The organism is Psychrobacillus sp. PGGUH221, from assembly GCF_042055255.1.
Lineage (GTDB): Bacteria > Bacillota > Bacilli > Bacillales_A > Planococcaceae > Psychrobacillus.
In genome coordinates, this window is record NZ_JAQMHQ010000001.1 from 1 (window position 1) to 22649 (window position 22649).

Here is a 22649-nt window from a genome sequence, read left to right on the forward strand (position 1 = left end):
AGTCTGGGCCGTGTCTCAGTCCCAGTGTGGCCGATCACCCTCTCAGGTCGGCTACGCATCGTCGCCTTGGTGAGCCGTTACCTCACCAACTAGCTAATGCGCCGCGGGCCCATCCTGTAGTGACAGCGAGATGCCGTCTTTTAACATTCCCCCATGTGAGGAAATGGATTATTCGGTATTAGCCCCGGTTTCCCGGAGTTATCCCAATCTACAGGGCAGGTTGCCCACGTGTTACTCACCCGTCCGCCGCTAAATCAGAAGAAGCAAGCTTCTTCATCATCCGCTCGACTTGCATGTATTAGGCACGCCGCCAGCGTTCGTCCTGAGCCAGGATCAAACTCTCCATAATAGAGAACTTAAAAAGCTCATTTTGTTTTGCTGGCATCATCATTAAATGATGTCAAAATTGTTTGCTATCCGACTAACCGAAGCTAGTCTATCAAGCTATATGTCTTAACGTTTTGCATGTTCAGTTTTCAATGTTCATGTTTAAAATTTATTACGTTGTCGTTTTGGCGACTTTAATATCATACCAAATCTCGTTATCTATGTCAATAACTTTTTTATTTTATTTTCGATGTGAATCAGTAATAAAATTGACAACTTGATTACTATACCACCCTTTTAAACTTATGGCAAGTCTTTTTCTCGAACTTTCTAAATGAAAATGCTTGCATCATCAATCACTAATACTTAAGTAAAATAAAAAGTAACAGAATATAGCTAAACGTTTAGGAATTGATGTGCTTTACAAAATGGCTAAAGGTTACGTTTACTAAAATCTATATTATAGAAGAAACTCTAATGATGTTGAAAATATTTCTTATCAACAATTAAAGAACAAGTAAGAAAAAAAGTTATTGATAAAAGCACTTGTTATTTAGCAAATAGTATATCCCGTTGGTACTGAGTACTCTCACAATAAAAGAAACCTTGATAAAATAGCCATTCAAGTTTTTTTGCTAATTCTATATTTCTTGCTTAACTAAATCTAATAAGAAATCACCAAAGTCGTTAGCAATTATTTCATATGATTGACTCTCTAACTTAACTCCAGGTACAAAAGATACTACTTTAGGTTCTCCTTTATCATCAAGTTGATTATAAACAAAAAATTTCATCACTTCCAGTATCATAAAACATTAATAATCCCGTTCCTAAATCACAATGCTCATTATTAAGAAGTGCTTTTGGAACATTAAACCTATTATTCCAATTATAATTTGCCGCAAAAAATTGGAGGAATAAAGGGTTGTCAATTGTACTTAACCGTCTTATTGTATTGTCTTTATCTGTACCATAACGCATCTCTTCTAGAAAAGTAATCTCTGCGCTATCCATCAACTAAAGCTATTCCATTCTTATTAAGCGTATTCTTACTCATAATTTGTAGCAGTAATAAAATCAAAAGAACCAGCTGAAATAATTTCATAGTTATACTTAAAGTTATACATTAGAATTACTGCATTATAAGATTTTTTTAAATCTATATTTTTCTTAATTTTTGGGATGATAATTTCTTCATACGAACACCCATCTAATAATGTGGAAATATCACTACAACTATTCTTATAGACTGCTTTTTCTATAGTATCCTCATCTGTTTCATCCATATCAATATTAAAATCGATAAAAAATTTAGAAGGAACAGACTCGCCATCCTCATCATATATTAAATCTAAATTCTCTCCTGTAGAGTCTTCTTCGATATTACCTAACCAGATAGAAACCCATCCTTGTTTTTCCATTATCGTATCCTCCTACTTTAATCTACACTTACTTATGCGCCCTCCTTTATCAATACGAGGTTTGCCATTCTCTTGTGGAAATATAGTTCGAGTAGTAAGTGTGGTAGTTTTATCTTAACGTCACTTTAACCATTCTTGTATGTTTCTTTACAAAAAACCTTGAAAGGCCTATTACCAATCAATTTTTTAAGTATATCTAGTAATTCAAAGGGTACATACTCTTCCCAAAAAGGTCCTGCATACTCGTTATAAAATTCTTGGAAAGTATCTGATGCGTCTACACCTAGCCTTATTAAAGCATCCTTTACTAGATTGCTATCTTCGCTTTTATATATTTCTTCTCCAAGAACTACATCTAGTCCATCAGGCAAAATACTCATATTATTTTCCTCCATAAGCTTCTTCTCCTCGTATTTTCCAATAATTAATAGAATCTACTTTTTGAAACGCTCCTCTAGTTGTCTCATCCATTGGATAAAATGGGTTTAATTTTCCTTTATAATTATGTAGTGGAGCTCTTTTAGCATAACTGATAATATGGCACCTAGTTGAAGCTTCATATAAAGGTCCAACCTTTTAGTTGTGAATGATAATAATTATACCTTTTATTTTACCCATTGTTTATCGCCACGAGCTTGTATGATCTCGTTTGTTTATTACCAATGCCCTGTCATAAGACCCTCTGCCATGTAAAATGTTTTCTCGCACGGTTTATCGTACTTTTCATGCTTTCCAAATATTAAAAAATAATGCGTTAATGGTACAACCATCATAAGTTATGAATTTCACGCAAGCATTTTTTATGTCGTCCATAGTATAAATTACTCGCAAAAAACACTTGTTGTCTATTTGACAATCAAGTGCTTTATAGTTAGCTGTATAATGTAATTCATTGCTAATACTTCTTTTTATTCTTCAGTGTCCTCATATAAATTATCCAAGAATTCATCAATATCATTTGCTAAAAAATACATACTCATATCATCAGGATCTTCTGGTTCTTGCTCATGATCCCAAAAATAAATCTTATCATAATAAGGAACCTTGGTCCCTAAACATATAACATTTCCTGATGGGTCATCTCCAATTGGAATAAATCCTGATGGTAACCTTTCATCCATTATATCTATAAAATCTGTCAAATTATCATACATATCTTCAATACCATAAAAAACATTCAAAACACTTGGTCCTTGCTCATCAGATATCATAAATAAATTAGGTACTACTCCCCCATTCCATTTCAGTAAAGACCTCTTATATAGTTCTGTTAATTTAACATTATTTTCAATTTCGAATTCTTCTATTTGTTCTAACGAAAGATTATCATGTGAACCAAAAATTTCCGCCATATATATCCTCCTAATTATTTTCCATTAATGACGCTAACTCCACCTGCATGAGTAAATTCTCTATGAATTTTTTTATCAAGAAGAATCATTGTTTTTCCATTTTGATGATGATGCCAAGTATAACCTTCAGGCGCTTCATTTAAAGAAGCAACTGGTGGGTCAGAATCTTTATTTAATCGCGCCCCTTATATTTGCGTTCTTATAATCTAAAGCACGATTCGTTGGACTTGCAATTTCAATTTCTACCGGCTTAACAGTTGGATGAGCGTATTCAGTGAAATCTGGATAACCATCAGGATACCTTACAGTCAGTCCCTTCTTATTTGTATATACCCAAGTTCTATCTTCATCTATTTTCACAGTCCCACCTTTTTTTATCCATTTCTCTGTAATAGGCGAGTATAGTGGTGTAGTAGCAAGCTGTTCCTTTGTAAATTTTACTTCTAGAGTATCCTTACCCATACCCTTACCAGCATCCTTAGCATTTTCCCCAGCTTTCAATAAATCATGGCCAGTATCCGCGACTTTTAAAGGTTTGACGAAAGTAAAGGCAGCTGCTTCTATCCGTTCGTTTACTGTCGCTTCAGGTCCCACGATGGTTGCAATGTCTCCTAAAAAGAAGTCATAGGAGGCCATTGTAAATAGCGCTAAACCATCTGGTGTTCCTGATCCACTTCCGCCCATAACTTTTCTTTTGCCTTCGAAAGTGACCATAATTGATATCAATCTCTAATGTCTGCTTAATATTGATTGTAATATTGCTTATTTTAATCATAAATGCCTTTAACAAAAAACCTTGAAAAGCATATAGCCAATCAAGGTTTAAATATCATTATATTTTTATTAACGTAGGTATGTTTAGTTAGTATTATTGTTAATATTTTTTTTATACTCTTCAATTATCTTGAAATCTCGTTGTCTATTCTCGTTTGGGATGATGCCTAATTTTTCATATTCCCAAATTACTTGTTGCTCATAACTGTCATCATTTTCTAAATTTCTATAATTATAGTCAATATTAAATTTTCCATTTGAAGTTAATTCAAATGTTAAATTAGTCCATTGTTCTTGTTTTTGATTTTTAAATTCAAACCATAATTCTCTTAGATATTCATATAATTGGTGTAATTGCCTATTAAATTCGTCCTCATTAATATTATCCATATCTTCAATATCTAAACTATAAATAGGTGTTTCTTTTTTATGAGGATAGTAGTAGAAATAAGTTCGATTACTCCACTCTGTTACTTCGGAATATAATAATACTTTATCCCAAGATTCAGGAATAATAAAATTTAAGTGTTGTCCTATTTTTTGATATAGTTGCTCCATTTTTTCTTTATTCATTTATTTACCTCCATATATGTTTTCCAAGACTTCCACAGATTTTTTACCATCAATTTTATACTTTATTTCAAATCTACTTGGTCGTAAAGACTGACCTTCATATATTGGTTTTACATCTACCGACACTTGTTGACCTTCTTTCAAAGCTTTTGCCCAAGAATATTCAAGTTTTTTATAAGCACTTACATTAACATTCCCATTCATTGCAACTATATTATCAATTAGAGGAGAACCATTAAATTGAGTACCGATTAAATGTCCTCCATGATCCCCTTTAGTACTAGGAGCTTTAACCCTATCCTCTCCTCCAGCAGCTAACTGATGTTTGGTATCACGTACACCCTTCTCCAACGCTAATTCTCCTGAAGCCCTCTCAATTCTTCCTAAATCGTCTGTTTGATATCGATATCCATTTGTTTCATATTTTACATTCGGCTTTAATTTAAGTTCATCTAAAAAATGACTATCATCTTTAATAACATTATTAACAATCTTACTACCTTCACCCGTACCCTTACGAGCATCCTTAGCATTTTCCCCAGCTTTCAATAAATCATGGCCAGTATCCGCGACTTTTAAAGGTTTGACGAAAGTAAAGGCAGCAGCTTCTATCCGCTCGTTTACTGTCGCTTCAGGTCCCACGATGGTTGCAATGTCTCCTAAAAAGAAGTCATAGGAGGCCATTGTAAATGGCGCTAAACCATCTGGTGTTCCTGATCCATTTCCGCCCATAACTTTTCTTTTACCTTCGAAAGTGACCATATAATCGCCTGTAATCGGATCAATCGGATTATCAGAATGGTAATTGCTTAGCTGAGGTTGCTTAGACAACTCTGCATAGATCATCTCCAGTTCCGACATACTTTCCTTATTACTTAGTATAATTGGTGCTGTTATACTTGAAAACGCTAATATGTTATGACCCAACAGAGTGCTTGGTTTAATTAGTCCTCCATAACCAAACCGGATAGGACTTGCTCCAGCTAAAAATAATTGAAGCATCGTCTTCAAATGATTTTTTCTATCTGTCATGGTGGATAGGTCAGCTAGTGTGGTTGTACGTTGCGACAAGTCTGTCTTTAAAAAGTTGTAAGATGACAAGGATGCCCACAGATTTGTTTGAAAATGTATATCTGTTAGTCCGTCCTTATACAAGCCCTCTAAATCCGAAAGCCAAGTTTCCATTGTCTGAATGCCCTGTTCAATTGGACTTAGTGCGGTCGTTTGGGTTGCATCAAATTCGTGAAGCCGCGCGACCGTGTCATCACGCTTCCTCTTTGAATTAATAACTCCCTCCTGTACTCCACTATCATCTAGGTGAGGCAGTCCAACAATGTCTCTCACCTGATCCATGATGCTGTTTGTCTCGTCCGTCAAATTAGCTGTCAGCTGGCCGATCAGTGTAAGTCCCTGTTCCAGTTCACCTTCTAGGAATTGTTCTACTATGTAGCCTGCCGAATCAGGTTCAAGTGAGTAAAGAGCTGCCTCCATCTGGTGAAGCACTTGTTTGAAATGCTCGGAAAAAAATTGGAAATATTGAAGAAATGGCAAATGACATTCCTCATAAAAGGAGCGAATGGCATCTCCACCTTCTCCTTTTAATTGATCCTCCAACTGAACTAATCCTTTCACTGCACGGTGAATCACTTCTATTTCACTGCGTAACCTGTCTAACATAGAAATATTGCGTTGTAGCCCTTCTTGAAATAAATCTACGTCCAATACTTTCATAGGCAATTCCTCACAGAGAGTTTAGAAATAGCCACTTTCGAATAATACCAATACTCTTTATTATACAATAATACCCCACAGGTGAACATTCTTCTCCTCCTCTATTAACCTATCAATAGTTATAATATTCCATTTTTAAAGAAGGAGGTAAAGAGAGAAGTTATAATTTTTACAAAAATAATTCCTAAGAATTACAATGTAAAAAACAGTCCATGACTCTTACACTACCAACAAAGGAAAATAGTGGTTATATAGATAGTATTGAACACAGTTTTAAATTAAGTCCTATCTTCTACTTATTGTTCTATTTTTTCATTAGAATCATAAAATAAATAGATTCTAACTTTTAAAGTGCAAAGGGGACAAGTAGATGTTTGCTGTATTTTTTTATGAAAATAATTCTATTGTATTAAATCAAGCTTTAAGAAAAATACCTTCTATTGATGAAGATATTAGAATTAAGGGACGTAAAGGAAAAGTTACTGGTGTTCAGGAGATGGAAGAAAACATTATTCATGTACAAGTAGAGTTTGAAAAAGTAGTGGACAAAAACAAAAATGCTCTGAAAGATCTTGGGAAAAATAAAAAGAGATAACTCACATTGAAAAACGTATCCACTCATTAATCGGAAAAGCCCTCACGTGCTTAATCACTGAGGGCTACAAACATTATTAAGTTTCGAAATTACCATGATAAATTATTTAAGATTAAGTAATCTTGAATATTAGCTAGTGCTAAAACTACTACCTAATACGTCACGAACTTCATGGACGACAACAAATGCCTGATCGTCAACATTGCTGACGGTCTGTTTCAATTGGACTAATTCCTGTTGGTTGATGACAATATAGAGAACATCTTTTTGGTTCTGGCTATAACCCCCACGACCTTCCAAAATCGTCACGCCGCGTGTCATATTATCTAAGATAAATTGACGAATCGCTTCTGAGTGCTCTGAAATGATCGTTACTGCTGTCCGGTTATTCAGCCCTTCAATTACATAATCGATTACTTTAGATCCTAAGAACACCGCTACAAGGGTATACATCGCTTTTTCTTGACCGATAATGAATACCGAACCCGCAATAACAATAATATCAATTACGAGGACACCCTTCCCCAGACTCCAGCCTAAATATTGATTGGCTAAACGTGCTAGAATAGCAGATCCTCCTGAGGTTCCACCTGCCCTAAACATCATGCCGAGACCCAGACCTACAAACACTCCTGAGAATAAAGCGGCAAGCAATGTATCTCCATTCAACTGATGGCCAACGTCTTCCGTTATGAACAGAAAAAATGATGAAAAAATAATCCCGAGTACTGTATAAATCATTGTTTTTTTATCGAAAAACTTATAACCTACTGCTAAAAGAATTGCATTGATCAGAAGGTTCACGATACCAGGTGACCAATCAAATAAATAATGAGTAATCACCGTGACCCCGATGATGCCTCCTTCGGATAATCGGTATGGGATTGCGAAATAGTTAATACCGATTGCGAATAATAGAGACCCTATAACAATTAATAATATTTCCTTGATACTTTTCTGTGTCATTTAATTCCTCCTACAAATTGAACCCGGCAAAAAATAGGGCGTTTAGCCGCGATTCGGCCAAACGCCACGTTATGTAGTTTACTGTTGGTCTTCCAGCTCCCATTTCTTTGCATGTTTCTGAATTATTTCCATTAATATTTTCATTGCTGGCGTCACCCACTTATCCTTATGAAACGCAAGTTGAGTAGTCACAAATTCCTCATTGTGCACCCAAGGCAACGCAACCAGACTGCCTCGTTCCAGCTCATCTTTTACAGTCATCAAGGGTAAATAGGATAGACCTAATCCGCATTTGACTGATTGCTTAATGGCCTCGATATTCCAAAAAGTGATACGCGAACAGCTTACTCCCTCTTCTTTGATCCATCTTTCAAGCAAATCTCGATAACTGCCCGACTCCGTAAGAAGTAACACTTCTCCCTCCAATTCGGTTGGAGTAATTACTGCTTTGTCACATAAACGGTGACCTGGTGGAGCAATCATCACCAAAGTCTCTTTAACTAAATCGCTTGTGACAATATCTGGACCTAATTTTTCAGGATTTGTAAATAATGCTAAATCAAACTTTCCGGATTTCAATTCATTGTTAAGTTCCTGGCTTTCGGATGGTTGCAAAATAAGATGGACATTTGGGTAAGTTCTCTTAAACTCGTACAGTATTGTTGGCAATCTGTATACCATTAACGATTCATTTGCACCAATCAAGACGGTACCAGAAGGCTCCATATTTAAGCGTGAAGAATCGATTGCTTCCTGATAAAGCTGTAATATTTCCTTTGCATACGACGCTAGATGTGTCCCAGCATCCGTCAAAACAACAGTTTTTCCTAGCCGGTCAAAGAGACGATTCCCAACAGCTTCCTCCAGTGCCCTAATATGATTAGTAACCGTGGATTGTGTATAACCCAATTGTTCACCAGCGCGCGTAAATCCACCACACTCCGCGACAACTAAAAAGGTTTTTAGGTTACGAAGCTCCATAGTTATTCCCCCTATACGAATAATATTCTTCATATTGTATAGGAATCAGATCGGAAAGACGATATTTTTTACTCCCAACGAATAGTATAATATTCGAATCTAAATTAATGAAATGAATTAATTTAATTAAAATCATTCAAAATTTTAGGGTTAATGTTAAGATATTTAATACGAATTAAAAATTTTTTGAAATTAAACTATTAAAGATAAGTTTTTGCTACAATAGCCTTTAAATACTTTATTAAGGAGAACCACAATGGAAAAATTACAGTTTTTGTATCAACTTAAACTTATTCCTTCCTTATTAGATCAAGCAAATTGGACTGAAAAAGAAAATTCAATCGTCCAACAGCATTTTGAGGTGCTACAAAATCTACAAGAGGAAGGCAGGCTCCTGTTAGCTGGTAGAACTTTGAACTTAGACCCAATTGGAATTGTTATTTTAGAAGTTGACACAGAGGAAGAAGCAATTGAACTTATGCATAACGACCCCGCTGTCAAAGAAGGAATAATGGAAGCACAACTATTTCCTTACCGAGTTGCTTTATATAAAAAGTAAAAACAATGAATAAATCGGCATATTAACGAGAAAGAGCCCTCCTTTTTATTACCGGAGAGCTCTCTTTGTTTTATAATTAATTCCAACGTCATTTCAACAATTCATCAATCCATCTTTGTACTTTCAAACCTTCCTCAAACGAAACAACTAGGGACTCCCTACCGTTTAACAAGCCATGACATGCGTCCAGAAGACTCTGTGGCTGATTGTCAGGTACAACTTGAACAGCTTCTTGGTCCTTTTCACTTACCCAGAGTTCTGACCAATTTCGGATTGTCATTACTTTTTTTGTTCCCATAACCTTAAATTCTAGAAGTTCTTCCTGTCCAATTCCTGACAGGCTATTTAAAACAATCGGTATCCCACTTTCTGTCTTAGCAATTGCAGACACACCTGTTTCACATAGATCCTCATTTTCTGGGTAGGTTGTATAGTGGGAGGAAATCGTAAAATTACCGAAAAGATGATACATAAGTTGTAAGTAATGTGGAAATATTTCTCTTATGAAGCCTCCTTGTTCTCTTGAAGCAATCCAAGGATTTTGTTGCCATTTCCTTGGCCAATGCGGAAAATATGTATGCAGCTCTATCTTAACAATATCACCAAGAGAAGCTGACGTAATCTCTTTTTTAAGACTTTGTATAGCAGGACTATACATTAACGGAAAATGCATCGATGTCTTAATATTTGCTTCCTCTGATGCTTTTACCATTTTGCATCCATCGTCCGTATCATGAGCAAGAGGTTTTTCAGAGAGAATATTTAAACCTTGCTCAGCTATTAGCTCAGCTAGTGGAGCATGACTTACCGGTGGTGTCCCGATATATACCCAATTTGGTTTTGTTTGTAAAAGCTCGTTTAACGATTCAGCCATCGGAAGTTTGTATTTTGTTGATATTTCCTTTAGTCTTATCTTGTTCTCATCGAAAATGGAAACAATTTCGCAATTAGGATGAGCCAAAATCTGATTAATAATACGCTCCCCAACGATTCCTGTCCCAATTAACGCAAATGTAGTTTTCATAAAATTACTCCCTTTCTTCCTTTACTTATTTATTTTCACTTTTTTCCTTTATCCATTTCTTCACTTCATTTGTTGTTCGATTCGGTTCATCCCACTGGAGCATATGCCCTGCACCTTCCATTGGTATCACAGTTAGATCATCTATATGATCCTTTAATCGCGAAATCCCAATTGCTCTTGCATCATCCAAATTTTCAGGATTAGTAGCATGAATTAACAGGAGTGGAACCTTAATAAAAGGATAAACTTCCACAAAAGGTTCTTCAAAAAATGCTTTTATAATGGATAAGACAGTGAATTTAGAAGCGACTAGCTCAAATCGTACATCTTTCTTTTTGAATAGAGATGCGACATACCTCTCTTTGTTTTCATCCCATTTTTTCGTATATGTATTATACTCTTCAAAGATACTCTCTAAATCAGTAAACACAGAACGATCCATATAATCATTCCATCTAGCAATCGCATAGTCAAATTCCATTTCAAGTTGGTTTTGCGGAAAGGTGAAGCCTCCATCCAACAGAATAGTCCCTAATACATCAGAAGGATTATGCTTTGTAAAATGGAGGGCTAAATCTGCTCCCCATGAATGCCCCATTATATAGAAAGGTTTTGGTAAGATTTGTTGAATTACTTGCCGATACCATCTTGCTAATGCAGAAAACAAATAATCACTTTCTTTATCGAATGAGGATGTTTTCCCATGACCTGGACTATCAAAGATGATAAGATGAAAATCTTTTTCTAAGAGAAATGCTATATCTGAAAAACTATAGAAGCCATTGCCTACAAGCCCGTGGAAACATATAATCGTTAAATTGTTTTTATTACCAAATTCAAAGTAATTAACAGTGCACCCACTCTTTGTTAGATTGTAATTTCGCAAATTAGCTCACCCCTAATCTTTCTCGCCCTTCTATCCCCTATTTCATACAACAGACATTCTCCTATTGTTAAAAAGCATTAGAAATTAATCAGGAGGAAATACTGTCTAAAAAATTTGTATATTGTTTGACATTTTTATTCTGATTTCATTACCTTCCCTAATAGTTTTTTTAGAATCGTAATCGCAACTTGTTAAAACGAATAATCAGCAAACGATTGGGGATTCTAATGTTGAATTGGAATAAACATGTGGCTCAAATAAGTTATAAAAAATTAATCAATCACATGTTTACATTAGATTTTTGAACTTCTTTCATTTCTTGCATAAATGATACGGAACCAAAATCTATATATTCCATTTCACAAGAATTAATATGATGCATTCACTTGTTGTAGTTATCTTTAATCCAATAGTAGCATATCTACCGTATTACTAAAGCTCATTTTTGATAATTCAGATAGGAGGAATTCCAAACAAATGACCAATAAACCACAACAAAACATCGGTTCAAAAAGTGCATTTACTCGTTTCATGATGGGATCAGTGATGACCGCATACGGTACTGCACAACTAATGCGAAATCCTAAAAGCAGAAGCGGTCAAATGCTCATCATGTTTGGTGCAATGACAGCTGCGGAAGGTGCAACTAAATATTGCCCGTCAAAAGCAATGGGTTCAACCATGTTGAATAGTAACATGATACAAAAAATGATGAACAAAAATGCTTCTCTAAGTACATTAGCTGGGGCCGGCGCTACTAGCGGAACTCAATCTTTGCAAAGTTCTACAAGTGGAAATACTACTCAAGCAAGCGGAAACATCATGCAAATGATCGGAAATATTGCACAAAAATTAACTGGCGGAAATGCTGCTCAAAATAATAAGGCAGGAACTCAAAACATGAGTAGTGGTAATCAACAAAATGGCCAGAGTGGCAACATTGCTCAGACAATCGGAAATGCTGCCCAACAAATGACAAGTGGAACTGCTGCTCAAACTATTGGTAACATTGCTCAAACCGTTGCACCACAAGTTGGTCAAATGATGAATAGCGCGGCTAGTATGACTGGATCACAAAATCCTGCTGGAACGAATAATGTTAAGAAACAAGCATCTGCTACAGGTGGAGCATCAAAGACGAACGGTAATGCAACAAATGGGACATCTAATGTACAGAAAAATGCTTCTGCCAAATCAACTAATAGTAATAACAAGCAAGCTACATCCTCGAATGGGAACAACAACCAAAAAACGAATGCAACAAAACCTCTTTTAGACGGTGCAGCCAATAAAGATATTGCAGCTTCATCGGTCATAAATGCTTCAAATTCAACTGACAAAAGTACAACTTCATCAAATATTTTGCAATAATTATAAAACCTGTCACCACACATATTGTGGAGACAGGTTTTTAGTATGTATAAAAAGTGTAATAAACAAGATAATAGGAAACAAAAAAACTTAATTTTTTGACACTTCAATACTATAATGATAAATATGTAATACTTGTAATCTTTTATTTTTACTAGGAGGCGGAATAATGAACTTTAAAACGACTGATTTATGTGATGATTTTTCAAATGAGATTCAAGTAATCGGTTCAGATTTTATATCATACGGTAAAAAGAAAAGTTTTTCAGGACCTATTAGTACTGTCAAAGTATTTGAAGACAATGTCTTAGTAAAGCAATCTCTCGAAACTATACCATCAGGAAATGTTTTAGTAGTAGACGGCGGAGGATCTCGCAGATGTGCTTTATTAGGAGATCGTCTTGGTGAAATCGCTCAAGAAAGAGGATTAGCTGGAGTCATTATAAATGGTTGTGCACGAGATACTTCAGAACTATCCAAATTGGAAATTGGCATTTTTGCATTAGGAAGCAACCCATTAAAAAGTCAAAAAGCAGGAAAAGGTGAACAAGACGTAGCTGTTCAATTTTTAGGAGTCGAATGGAATCCAGGTTACTTTGTATACGCCGACGAGGATGGTGTCATCATTTCTAAACGAAAATTAGTAGATTAATAAAAAAAATCAACTATTAATAAAAATTATCAAATAAGACCTGCATGAACATTTCATGCAGGTCTTTCAAGTTTCACATTCTTGCAAACCGATTATAAACATCATGCAATGTTTCACATCCAATTAATTGCGCTTTTTCTAAGTAAATGCTCCATAGTTTTGCGGTCATTTTCGCATCACCTAATGCGTGATGACGACTTACTACAGGAATGTTGTTATGACTACATAAATCTTCTAACGTCGTCATATTCATTTTAGGTTCAATTATTTTAAAGAGAAAAGATGTATCTACAATTCGATGTTTGAAAGGTGTGCGAAACAATAGAGAACTTGCAGATTGCAAGAAGTTCCTTTCATGAGTAGCGTGATGAGCAACTAATGTGCAGTCTTGTTTATATTCAAGAAATTTTATAAAAACATCTGCTAATGGCTTCGCTTCTAATACTTGTTCATTGGTAATGCCAGTTAATTGCACAATATGCTCTGGTATTTCCTTTTCATAACGGACTAAAGAATAAAAATTATCTTCTTCGAGAATGGTCGTGCCATACATTTTCGTTGCACCAATGGAAAGTATGCCATCTCCTTTTTCTGGAGAAAAGCCAGTTGTTTCTATATCAAACACGACGACATTTAACTCATGTAAGGGTATATTTAAAGCATCTTCTTGATTCATTTCTTTCTGCAAATGTCGTAAAAAGGCCATTTGTTGGGTATTTCGTATATCCCCAATACCGATGTTCGTCCGCTTTCCTTGAAGCCCACGTAAAATTTGCATAAATGGTTCAAATGCCATCTCTAACACCCTTTTTCTAATCAAAAACACCTTAGCGTATTTGTGTACAAATTCATGCCACCATACTATTACTATTCAAAATTCGTTACTTCCTCTGTAACAGTTAACATGAATCATTATTTGGATAAAGTGAAAGCTATCACTTCATCATGAAGCCTTTTACCATCCTTTATTATTCTCTTTATTCCTTTACGCTCTTCTTTAGATAATTTTTCTATATTTAAATAATGCGTATCTGTATAAGTTTCAGCTCGAAATAAAGACAAACGATAGTTTAATAAGTCTGCAAAATTTTTTTCACAATTATGCAGAAGTTTTTCATAACCACTTTGGCGGATCAATGTGTTCATTCGGGTTAATGTAGAATTTTCATAAATCCCCTCTTTAATAGAGAGTAATCGAACAGAGTTAACATAAGGTAAAAAGGCTGCATACTTCAAATTCACACATCCTTGATAAACACCATGTTGCTCCACTAAAATTTGCCCAAATGGTCCTATGACATTTTTTACATGCATAACATTAGCGATAAAACGATGGAAGAGATTCGGGCTTTGCAATTGATATTGATAAATGAAGTATTTTAATCGATGGATATAGCCGAGTTTACCGTGTAATACTCTTGCATCAAAAAAAATTTGTAAATACCTAATATTCTCCCAGCTTTCATTTTCCATCCATTCCCGAAGTTGTGTATGCCAGCCTTGAAATGACTTGCACCAGATTGGATTAGAGCTCATAATATTCCCTTGACAATACGGATAACCAGTAATATTAAGTCCATATGATAGTTCTTCACCAAGCTTTTTAAAGTACTCATCATTTTCTTCATTCGATATTGCATAAACGATACCATGATCCTGATCACTTATAACGCCCTGTTCAAATCGTCCGCCACTCCCTGTTATAAACCATGTAAAGTCGCATGGAGGATTCTCACTTTTCATTTTGCATTTGGCTATTCCCATTACTTTGTGCATCACAAGATCATGAAAATCATTGAGAGAAACAGTATCATCTAGAAAGGTAGTAATATTTTCATCCTTCCATTCTCTAATAGATTCATACGTTTCCACAATAACACTTCCTTTTATGCAAAAAGCCCCTGTTACAGAGGCTTTTTATTGTTGAGTTATAATTATTTTATGATTTCGATTCCTCTAAAATCATTTGTTCTGGATACCCATAATTACCGTGTTCGCTCATATCTAAGCCCATGATTTCTTCTTCTTCAGAAACACGAATGCCACCCATTACTTTTTTCATTATAAATAAGATAGCATAGGAAACTATGAAAGCAAATAGACCACAAGCGACAACCCCCATTAATTGGACCCCTAATTGTTCCAATCCACCACCATAAAATAATCCTGGTTTACCAACACTTGCAAGCTCTGGTGTGGCAAAGAATCCTGTTGACAAAGTACCCCACACACCCGCCGCTCCATGTACTGATAGCGCATAAATTGGATCATCAATTTTTCTCTTTTCAAAGAATCTAGCGCTGTAGAATACAAGTACTCCAGCTATAAAACCAATAATAACAGATGCCCAAACATCTACAAATGCACAGGAAGCTGTAATGGCAACTAAGCCTGCTAATGCACCATTTAATATAGTTGTAATATCTGATTTTCCTAATACGACCCAAGAGATTAACGTTGCAGCAACTGCGCCTGCACCAGCAGCAAGTGTAGTATTTAAAGCAACAAACCCAAAGAATGCTCCATCTACTGATACTGTACTTCCTGCGTTGAATCCAAACCAACCAACCCAAAGGATTAATACTCCTAATGTCGTATAAACTTGGTTATGACCTGCAAGATTATTAGCTGATCCGTCTTTGTTGAATTTGCCGATTCTCGGTTTAAGCAACATTGTTGCAGCTAACGCTGCCATTGCCCCAGTTAAATGAACTACAGTGGAACCCGCAAAATCTTGCTTACCGTGCTCCGCTAACCAGCCACCACCCCATACCCAGTGAGCAATAATAGGATATACGATAATTCCGAAAAGAATGGTAAAGATCACATAAGCTGAAAATTTTGCACGCTCAGCAAATCCCCCAAGAGCAATTGTCACAGCAATGCCTGCAAAAGCTAGTTGGAATACAAAAAATACAGTTGTGGCAAGACCAGCATCTTCGATAAGACTCCCATCGTAGAAAAAGTCTGACATTCCAACAAAGAAATTTGCATTACCCCCAAAAATAAAACCGTAACCTAGTGCCCAAAACACTAATGAAGCTAAACCAAATGTGAAAATGGTTTTCCCCGCAACGTGACCCGCATTTTTCATCCGTGTAGATCCAGCTTCCAGAAGGATAAATCCTCCAACCATAAAAATAACTAAAATTGCAGCAACCATCGTCCATAAACTGTTCATCAAAAACATGACTTCTTCCATTAAATTTCTCCCCCTTTTTATAATGTTATGTTATATAACATATTTGTGTTAGGAAACATAACATTGTTTATATAATAATTATTTTACTTGTATTTTTCTTTAAGTCAATACCATTATCAGAATTTATTTTATTTTATGTCAATAAAAGTGACATACGAAAGAGTTACTAGTCCACTTAACTTTACTAAGGATTTTAAAGGAGGGATAAAAAACGAAAAATATTGAAGCTTACTTCATATCATTCTCTTTTCTTTGTTTGTTTTAGGTTGTGGATGGGTTGGTCGATCCGTGGACTTGCAAGTGAGAACAACTAATCGGGAGATGCGATTGTCGATCCTCTATAATGTCTAAGAGTTCGTCCAGAAGGCATTATAACGATTGTGATATAACAGCCATTGTCGCTTTATGGCTGTACACAAGGAATAAGGAAGAGTAATCCCTTTCAATAATTTTCTATAAAAGGACTACATCCAAGTCGAAGCATTAAGCCATTAGGATAGTCATTCTTGGAGGGGAAATAATTATGTCACTAAATAACAACGAAATGCCTTATCCCTGATTAAGGCATTTGTCCCTTCAACAATAAATACGTTGCGTATTATAATCTAAATCTGTTATTAAGGAGGTGCCTGTTATGGGAGGAAAAAAAGGAAATAGTGGTAGTTCATCTTCTGGAAGCTCGTCTACTGGTTCTACATCTTCAAGTCACTCTTCAAGTAGCTCTTCTAGTCGCTCTTCAAATCATTCTTCAAGTAGTAGCTCACATGGCAAAAAAGGAAATAGTAGTAGTTCGTCTACTGGTAGCTCGTCTACTGGAAGTTCATCTACTCGCAGCTCGTCTTCAAGTAGCTCTTCTAGTAGTAGCTCACATGGCAAAAAAGGAAATAGTAGTAGTTCGTCTACTGGTAGCTCGTCTACTGGAAGTTCATCTACTCGCAGCTCGTCTTCAAGTAGCTCTTCTAGTAGTAGCTCACGTGGTAAAAAAGGAAATAGCAGTAGTTCGTCTACTGGTAGCTCGTCTACTGGAAGTTCATCTACCCGCAGCTCGTCTTCAAGAAGTTCTTCAAGTAGTAGCTCACTTGGCAAAAAAGGAAATAGTAGTAGTTCGTCTACTGGTAGCTCGTCTTAAAGTAGCTCTTCTTCATAAACCACATTTACTATAAACCCATTTAAAAGAAAAAGTTAGAAGCCTTCCTTTAATCAATTTCCATTAGGTTAAGGGAAGCTTTTAATCCTAAGTAGTTGATTAATGCTAAATTCTATTCATTTTACTGACTACTAACATAGCCCTCGTAAAAAGAAAAGTACTAAGGCTATGTTAGTAGTCAGCTCCAGCCATAGCATAGCATTTTACTAGCCATTAAATAGCAGGAGGTGATTACATGTCAAATCTAATTCCTTCTTATTTCTTAAAGATTAAAGAAGAAGACCTAAACCGTTTAAGAAAGAATCTAAGAAATGATGACTCTGTTACCAGCAAGTTGAAGGTTGATAAAACCGTTTATGATATAAACATTGCCTATCGCGGTGCTTATACACGAAAGTTTCGAAAACGATCCTATGTGATTGATTTCGATTCTGAAATGTTTTTTGGAGCTCGTAAAATACATCTTAATGCAGAATACAGAGATCCGTCTCTTATTCGAAATAAACTATCGCTCGACTTCTTTCAAGACCTTGGTGTTCTTTCTCCAGAAAGTCAGCATATAAACTTTTACAGAAACGGAACTTTTAAAGGGGTATATCTTCAATTGGAATCCGTAGATGATCTATTTTTGAAAAAAAGAGGGTTACCAGCTGGTCCCATTTATTATGCCATCAACAATGATGCGAATTTTTCCTTTACGAGAGACGAGAAGCCAAAGGAATCGCTTTTAGACGGCTATATACAAGCGTCAGGAGATCCATCAGACGATGACTTTCTTCATGATTTGATTACCATCGTAAATACGACGCCACAATCTAAATTTCTCGGGGAAGTCTCCCAGTATATTAATATGGACAAATACTTGCACTGGTTGGTCGGGGCAATTTGCACAATGAACAACGACGGTTTTACTCACAATTACGCCCTTTATCGCAATAGTGAGACACGTATGTTCGAAATACTCCCTTGGGATTATGATGCGACTTGGGGTCGAAAAGTCAGCGGTGGAATCATGGAGCATACTTACGTTCCTATTGAAGGCAAAAAAGGAAATCATCTATTATATCTTCTCATCCAATTACCGGAATTTCGAAGGCTTTATAAAGAAGTATTAGAAGAAATCTTGGAAACTAAGTTTACGGTTAAGTACATGGAAAATAAAGTACTAGATTTACATCAATTAGTCCGTCCCAACCTCCTTCTAGATCCTTATAAAAATAATAAGATTGAGATTTTTGATAATGAGCCAAAAATCATTTTTCAATTTATTCGTGACCGAAATAATTATTTAAAAGAGCAATTAAAGAATCTTAAATAAATAATATTTATATAGTTTTGATACACTTTTAATATTACAGAAAGGAGTTTTCACAGTGGGACCCTTTTGTATTAAAGAAACGGGGAAGTATGGAAAAGGATTATTTGCTACACGTGACATTAAAAAGGATGAACTTATCGAGGTATCACCTGTTATAGTTTCACCTAGAAAAGAATGGAAATATATGAAGAAAACCATACTTTTAAATTACTGCTTCCATTGGGGTAAACGTACTGCAATCGCACTTGGATATGGAGCACTTTTTAATCATTCCTATACTCCTAATGTAAGATTTGTTAATAATAAAAAAAGTCTATCCATTGACTTTTATGCCATAGATGATATTAATAACGGGGAAGAATTAACCATTAATTACAATGGGGACCCCGAAGATAAATCAAAACTTTGGTTTGAAGTAATTGAGTGATATACATTCTGCTCACAAACTATCCATAAACATTATTTCTATTAATTCATAATTTAACATTAGCCCGTAATAACTCATTTACTTATGAAGCGGAATCTCCGTTATAAGTAAAATGAGTTTTTTTTGCCTGCCCCAAAGCGACTTAGAATGAAAAGAAAGATATATTTAATAAATTAAAGCTATCCCCTTCTCTTGATTTATTTTGAAAAAAATTTAATTACTTGATGAATAATAATTACTGATGTAAGAGAGTGGGAATCCCACTCTCTTCATTTATTTCGCCACTACTACAGGAGGTTTTGGACAGGATACATAACCACTAAATAACTCGATAAGTTGATCGTTATATACACACCCCAAGCGTCAATGATCAAACATTAAAAGAAATAATGAAAATAAGAATATTCTCGGCTACGTTTCATACATTAATTGTGCTCGCAATGATTTACTATTTTTTTATCAGAAATCACAAAAAATACTAAATTATCAAATTTATAAGTGTATTTACAAAAATCATACGCTATAATCCAAAGTAGAAGGGGGATAGAAAATTGATAAAACAATCAGTTATAGAAAATGTATTGGAAGCTGCTCTATCGACGGGCGGTGATTTTTCGGAAGTTTTCATTGAAGATAAGTATGTGAACAGAATGGAAATGCAAAGTGGAAAGATAGAGAAAAGTATTTCCGGTCGTGATTTTGGAGTAGGTATCCGAATATTTTCAGGTTTTCAAAGTATCTATACCTATACGACTGACTTTACGGAAGAAGGTTTGCTATTAGCTGCAAAGCGTGCAGCACATGCCATAAAAGGGGGATCCCACGGAATTATTCACCCGCTACAAAGAGAGCTGTATAATCCGATTCACCAAATTGCACAAATGCCACAAACGGTTGAACATGCAAGGAAGGTCGCAATCATTCGGAAAGCAAATGAAATCGCTAGAAATTATGATGAACGCATTCAACAAGTTGGTCTTCGCTATTTCGATGAGGAACAAAATGTACTGATTGCAAATTCGGAAGGTAAATTTGTTGAAGATACCCGAGTTCACAGTAGACTATCTATTCAGGCTACTGCTACTGACGGAGTAGAAATGCAGACCGGCTTTTATGGGCCAGGTGCGCATGCAGGGTTTGAATTTATCGAAAATCTTAATCTTGAACATTATGCAGGTGAAGCTGCACGAATCGCTGTAACTATGCTTGGAGCGGATGAATGTCCAAGTGGTAAATTTCCGGTAATTATTGACAATGAGTTTGGAGGGGTTATCTTCCATGAAGCATGTGGACACGGATTGGAAGCGACTTCTGTAGCAAAGAATAATTCAGTTTTTGCTAACCGTATAGGCGAGAAGGTTGCACCAGATATCGTGACTTATATAGATGATGGTACCCTACCAAACGAATGGGGATCTCTCAATATAGATGATGAAGGTGAAAAAACACGCAAAAATGTATTGATTGAAAATGGTATATTAAAGGGCTATTTAATTGACAAGTTTAATGCACGCCGTATGAAATCAGAAGCAACTGGTTCTTCTCGTCGTGAATCTTATCGTTTCAATCCAACTTCTAGAATGACTAATACGTATATTGCACCTGGTACTTCAACACCTGAGGAAATTATAGCTACCACTGAGTATGGACTTTACACAAAATACATGGGTGGAGGTCAAGTAAATCCTGCAACAGGTGATTATAATTTCGCAGTTATGGAGGCGTACCTTGTGAAAAACGGGAAAATAGATCGTCCGGTTCGAGGTGCAACACTCATTGGTAATGGCGCTAAAACATTACAGCTTGTAGATCGTGTTGGAAATAATCTTGCCCATGGTGCAGGAATGTGCGGTGCAACAAGCGGAAGCCTTCCTGTTAATGTCGGGCAGCCAATGATACGTGTCAGTGAAATAACAGTTGGTGGTACGAAGGGAGTTTAGAAAAATGAATATTACTGAATTTCAAGAAGAACTTCTTAATAAAGCAAAAAACGTTGGTTTCACCGAAGCTGAAGTATATTATGAACGATCTGAATCCTTCCAATGCATGATTTTTGAGGGAGAAATTGATAGCTATGAAACTTCGGAAGACGCAGGATTTGGTCTACGAGGTCTATATAACGGGAAAATGGGGTACGCGTATACAGAAAAAGTGGATGAAAACTCTATTCTATTTTTAATAGAAAGAGCGAAAGAAAATGCCGAAGTACTGGACGATAATGATGGTACAGATATTTTTGAAGGTAGTAATGAATATGCTGGCCATAATTTCTATAGTGAAGAGCTAGCATTAGTCCAAATTCCTGACAAAATTGATTTTATCAAATCAATTGAAAAGAAAGTATTGGCATACGATCCTAGAATCATCACGTTAAACTATTGTATTTTGCAAGACTTTTCTGGAGAGAGATTGTTAACAAACAGTAAAGGCCTCTCATTGAACGAAAAAAAGAACGGACTCATCATTTTCATTTCTGCTGTTGCAAAAGATGGTGAAGAAATGAAGACAGGTAGTTACATTAAAATGACTCGAGATTTCCACGCTTTGAATGCTGATGACATCGCAAAAATGGTAGCTGAGGAAGCTCTATCTAATCTTGGCGAGAAATCAATTCCTGCAGGTAAATACCCAATTATTTTGCGAAACGATGCAGCAGGGTCACTACTTGCCACATATTCACCGATTTTCTCGGCAGAAAACACGCAAAAGGACCAATCACTTTTAAAAGGCAAAGTTGGACAAAAGGTCGCAAACGATTTATTCACATTACTTGATGACCCTTTCCATCCAGAAGCAGTAGCAGGCTCAAATTTTGATGGAGAAGGAGTGGCGACCAAAAGACGCACCATTGTTTCAAATGGAATACTCGAGACTCTTCTGCATAACCGTAAAACCGCTAAAATGGAAGGAAGCGAAACAACCGGGCATGCTCATAAACCATCTTACAAAAGCACCCTGACCGTTGCCCCTTTGAACATGTATATTGCACCCGGAGAAAGAGCAAAGGAAGACCTTATATCTTCCCTTGCAGAAGGTGTTTTGATAACAGGTTTGTCAGGGCTTCACTCAGGGACAAATGTAATTTCAGGAGATTTCTCCGTAGCAGCAACTGGTTTTCATATTAAAGATGGAAAAATATCATCTGCTGTCAAACAAATGACTATTGCAGGTAATTTCTTTGATTTAATAAAGGGGATAGAAGAAATTGGAACCGACCTCCACTTCCTTCCAGGCGGATATGGTTCACCTTCATTACATGTAAAAGAGCTTTCTGTTACGGTGGATTAAATAAAGTATAAGAAATTATCAACAATCCAACGATTTACAGAAACGAAGAATTCAA

At 35.9% G+C, this 22649-nt stretch carries 24 protein-coding genes and 1 rRNA gene; 9 read left to right on the plus strand and 16 right to left on the minus strand.

The window, feature by feature from the left end; all coding sequences use genetic code 11:
* The 9 genes from PGC35_RS00005 to PGC35_RS00045 form a co-directional block, all read right to left on the minus strand.
* Positions 1-349 (minus strand): 16S ribosomal RNA (locus PGC35_RS00005); the annotation flags it as partial.
* 752 nt (positions 350-1101) lie between these two features.
* Complete coding sequence (locus tag PGC35_RS00010) at positions 1102-1341, minus strand: DUF4274 domain-containing protein (RefSeq protein WP_375218260.1); 240 nt, start codon at positions 1339-1341, stop codon at positions 1102-1104.
* Between the two features lie 35 nt (positions 1342-1376).
* Entirely contained in the window at positions 1377-1748 is a 372-nt protein-coding gene (locus PGC35_RS00015; RefSeq protein WP_375217739.1) for an immunity 22 family protein, read from the minus strand.
* 125 nt (positions 1749-1873) lie between these two features.
* A complete protein-coding gene (locus PGC35_RS00020; RefSeq protein WP_375217740.1) occupies positions 1874-2128 on the minus strand; it encodes a hypothetical protein in 255 nt (84 codons plus the stop codon).
* A gap of 528 nt (positions 2129-2656) precedes the next feature.
* Positions 2657-3100, minus strand: coding sequence for an SMI1/KNR4 family protein (locus PGC35_RS00025; protein ID WP_375217741.1), 444 nt, complete (start codon positions 3098-3100; stop codon positions 2657-2659).
* A 14-nt stretch (positions 3101-3114) separates the two neighbouring features.
* Positions 3115-3189, minus strand: a complete 75-nt coding sequence (locus PGC35_RS00030) for a hypothetical protein (RefSeq protein ID WP_375218261.1) — start codon at positions 3187-3189, stop codon at positions 3115-3117.
* A 79-nt stretch (positions 3190-3268) separates the two neighbouring features.
* The gene (locus PGC35_RS00035; RefSeq protein WP_375217742.1) at positions 3269-3814 is read right to left on the minus strand and encodes a hypothetical protein; all 546 of its coding nucleotides are present in this window, start codon (positions 3812-3814) and stop codon (positions 3269-3271) included.
* Positions 3815-3958: 144 nt separating this feature from the next.
* Positions 3959-4447: an immunity protein YezG family protein gene (locus tag PGC35_RS00040; protein WP_375217743.1), complete on the minus strand. Its 489-nt coding sequence runs from the start codon at positions 4445-4447 to the stop codon at positions 3959-3961.
* Positions 4448-6178 (minus strand): T7SS effector LXG polymorphic toxin, encoded by a 1731-nt coding sequence (locus PGC35_RS00045; RefSeq protein ID WP_375217744.1) that lies wholly within the window; start codon positions 6176-6178, stop codon positions 4448-4450.
* A gap of 370 nt (positions 6179-6548) precedes the next feature.
* On the opposite strand from PGC35_RS00045, the gene PGC35_RS00050 reads away from it, so the two are divergent.
* A complete protein-coding gene (locus tag PGC35_RS00050; protein WP_375217745.1) occupies positions 6549-6773 on the plus strand; it encodes a hypothetical protein in 225 nt (74 codons plus the stop codon).
* Positions 6774-6902: 129 nt separating this feature from the next.
* Here PGC35_RS00050 and PGC35_RS00055 read toward each other — a convergent pair whose 3' ends face one another.
* Together PGC35_RS00055 and PGC35_RS00060 are read right to left on the minus strand one after the other, a co-directional pair.
* The gene (locus PGC35_RS00055; protein ID WP_053590048.1) at positions 6903-7739 is read right to left on the minus strand and encodes a YitT family protein; all 837 of its coding nucleotides are present in this window, start codon (positions 7737-7739) and stop codon (positions 6903-6905) included.
* A gap of 78 nt (positions 7740-7817) precedes the next feature.
* Complete coding sequence (locus PGC35_RS00060) at positions 7818-8720, minus strand: LysR family transcriptional regulator (protein ID WP_053590049.1); 903 nt, start codon at positions 8718-8720, stop codon at positions 7818-7820.
* A gap of 256 nt (positions 8721-8976) precedes the next feature.
* Here PGC35_RS00060 and PGC35_RS00065 point away from each other — a divergent pair, with 256 nt between their 5' ends.
* Entirely contained in the window at positions 8977-9279 is a 303-nt protein-coding gene (locus PGC35_RS00065; protein WP_375217746.1) for a YciI family protein, read from the plus strand.
* A gap of 88 nt (positions 9280-9367) precedes the next feature.
* Here the strand turns inward: PGC35_RS00065 and PGC35_RS00070 are convergent, their stop codons facing one another.
* Positions 9368-10303 (minus strand): Gfo/Idh/MocA family protein, encoded by a 936-nt coding sequence (locus PGC35_RS00070; RefSeq protein ID WP_375217747.1) that lies wholly within the window; start codon positions 10301-10303, stop codon positions 9368-9370.
* 25 nt (positions 10304-10328) lie between these two features.
* Complete coding sequence (locus PGC35_RS00075) at positions 10329-11189, minus strand: alpha/beta fold hydrolase (RefSeq protein WP_375217748.1); 861 nt, start codon at positions 11187-11189, stop codon at positions 10329-10331.
* 477 nt (positions 11190-11666) lie between these two features.
* On the opposite strand from PGC35_RS00075, the gene PGC35_RS00080 reads away from it, so the two are divergent.
* Complete coding sequence (locus PGC35_RS00080; RefSeq protein ID WP_375217749.1) at positions 11667-12560, plus strand: YgaP family membrane protein; 894 nt, start codon at positions 11667-11669, stop codon at positions 12558-12560.
* Between the two features lie 169 nt (positions 12561-12729).
* Positions 12730-13212 (plus strand): ribonuclease E activity regulator RraA, encoded by a 483-nt coding sequence (gene rraA, locus PGC35_RS00085; RefSeq protein ID WP_375217750.1) that lies wholly within the window; start codon positions 12730-12732, stop codon positions 13210-13212.
* A 73-nt stretch (positions 13213-13285) separates the two neighbouring features.
* Here the strand turns inward: rraA and PGC35_RS00090 are convergent, their stop codons facing one another.
* From PGC35_RS00090 to PGC35_RS00100, 3 genes are all read right to left on the minus strand, one after another.
* Positions 13286-14008 carry an exonuclease domain-containing protein gene (locus PGC35_RS00090; protein ID WP_375217751.1) on the minus strand — a complete coding sequence of 241 codons (723 nt, stop codon included), beginning with the start codon at positions 14006-14008 and terminating at the stop codon, positions 13286-13288.
* A 116-nt stretch (positions 14009-14124) separates the two neighbouring features.
* Entirely contained in the window at positions 14125-15084 is a 960-nt protein-coding gene (locus PGC35_RS00095; RefSeq protein WP_375217752.1) for a DUF294 nucleotidyltransferase-like domain-containing protein, read from the minus strand.
* A gap of 67 nt (positions 15085-15151) precedes the next feature.
* Positions 15152-16414, minus strand: a complete 1263-nt coding sequence (locus PGC35_RS00100) for an ammonium transporter (protein WP_375217753.1) — start codon at positions 16412-16414, stop codon at positions 15152-15154.
* A 656-nt stretch (positions 16415-17070) separates the two neighbouring features.
* Between PGC35_RS00100 and PGC35_RS00105 the strand changes: the two genes are divergently transcribed.
* From PGC35_RS00105 to PGC35_RS00125, 5 genes are all read left to right on the plus strand, one after another.
* Positions 17071-17577, plus strand: a complete 507-nt coding sequence (locus PGC35_RS00105) for a hypothetical protein (RefSeq protein ID WP_375217754.1) — start codon at positions 17071-17073, stop codon at positions 17575-17577.
* 219 nt (positions 17578-17796) lie between these two features.
* Positions 17797-18879: a CotH kinase family protein gene (locus PGC35_RS00110; protein ID WP_375217755.1), complete on the plus strand. Its 1083-nt coding sequence runs from the start codon at positions 17797-17799 to the stop codon at positions 18877-18879.
* Between the two features lie 55 nt (positions 18880-18934).
* Entirely contained in the window at positions 18935-19306 is a 372-nt protein-coding gene (locus PGC35_RS00115; protein WP_375217756.1) for an SET domain-containing protein, read from the plus strand.
* A gap of 551 nt (positions 19307-19857) precedes the next feature.
* On the plus strand, positions 19858-21246 hold the full coding sequence (locus PGC35_RS00120; RefSeq protein WP_375217757.1) for a TldD/PmbA family protein: 1389 nt from the start codon (positions 19858-19860) through the stop codon (positions 21244-21246).
* 4 nt (positions 21247-21250) lie between these two features.
* Positions 21251-22594, plus strand: coding sequence for a TldD/PmbA family protein (locus PGC35_RS00125; protein WP_375217758.1), 1344 nt, complete (start codon positions 21251-21253; stop codon positions 22592-22594).
* Positions 22595-22649 lie beyond the last annotated feature (55 nt).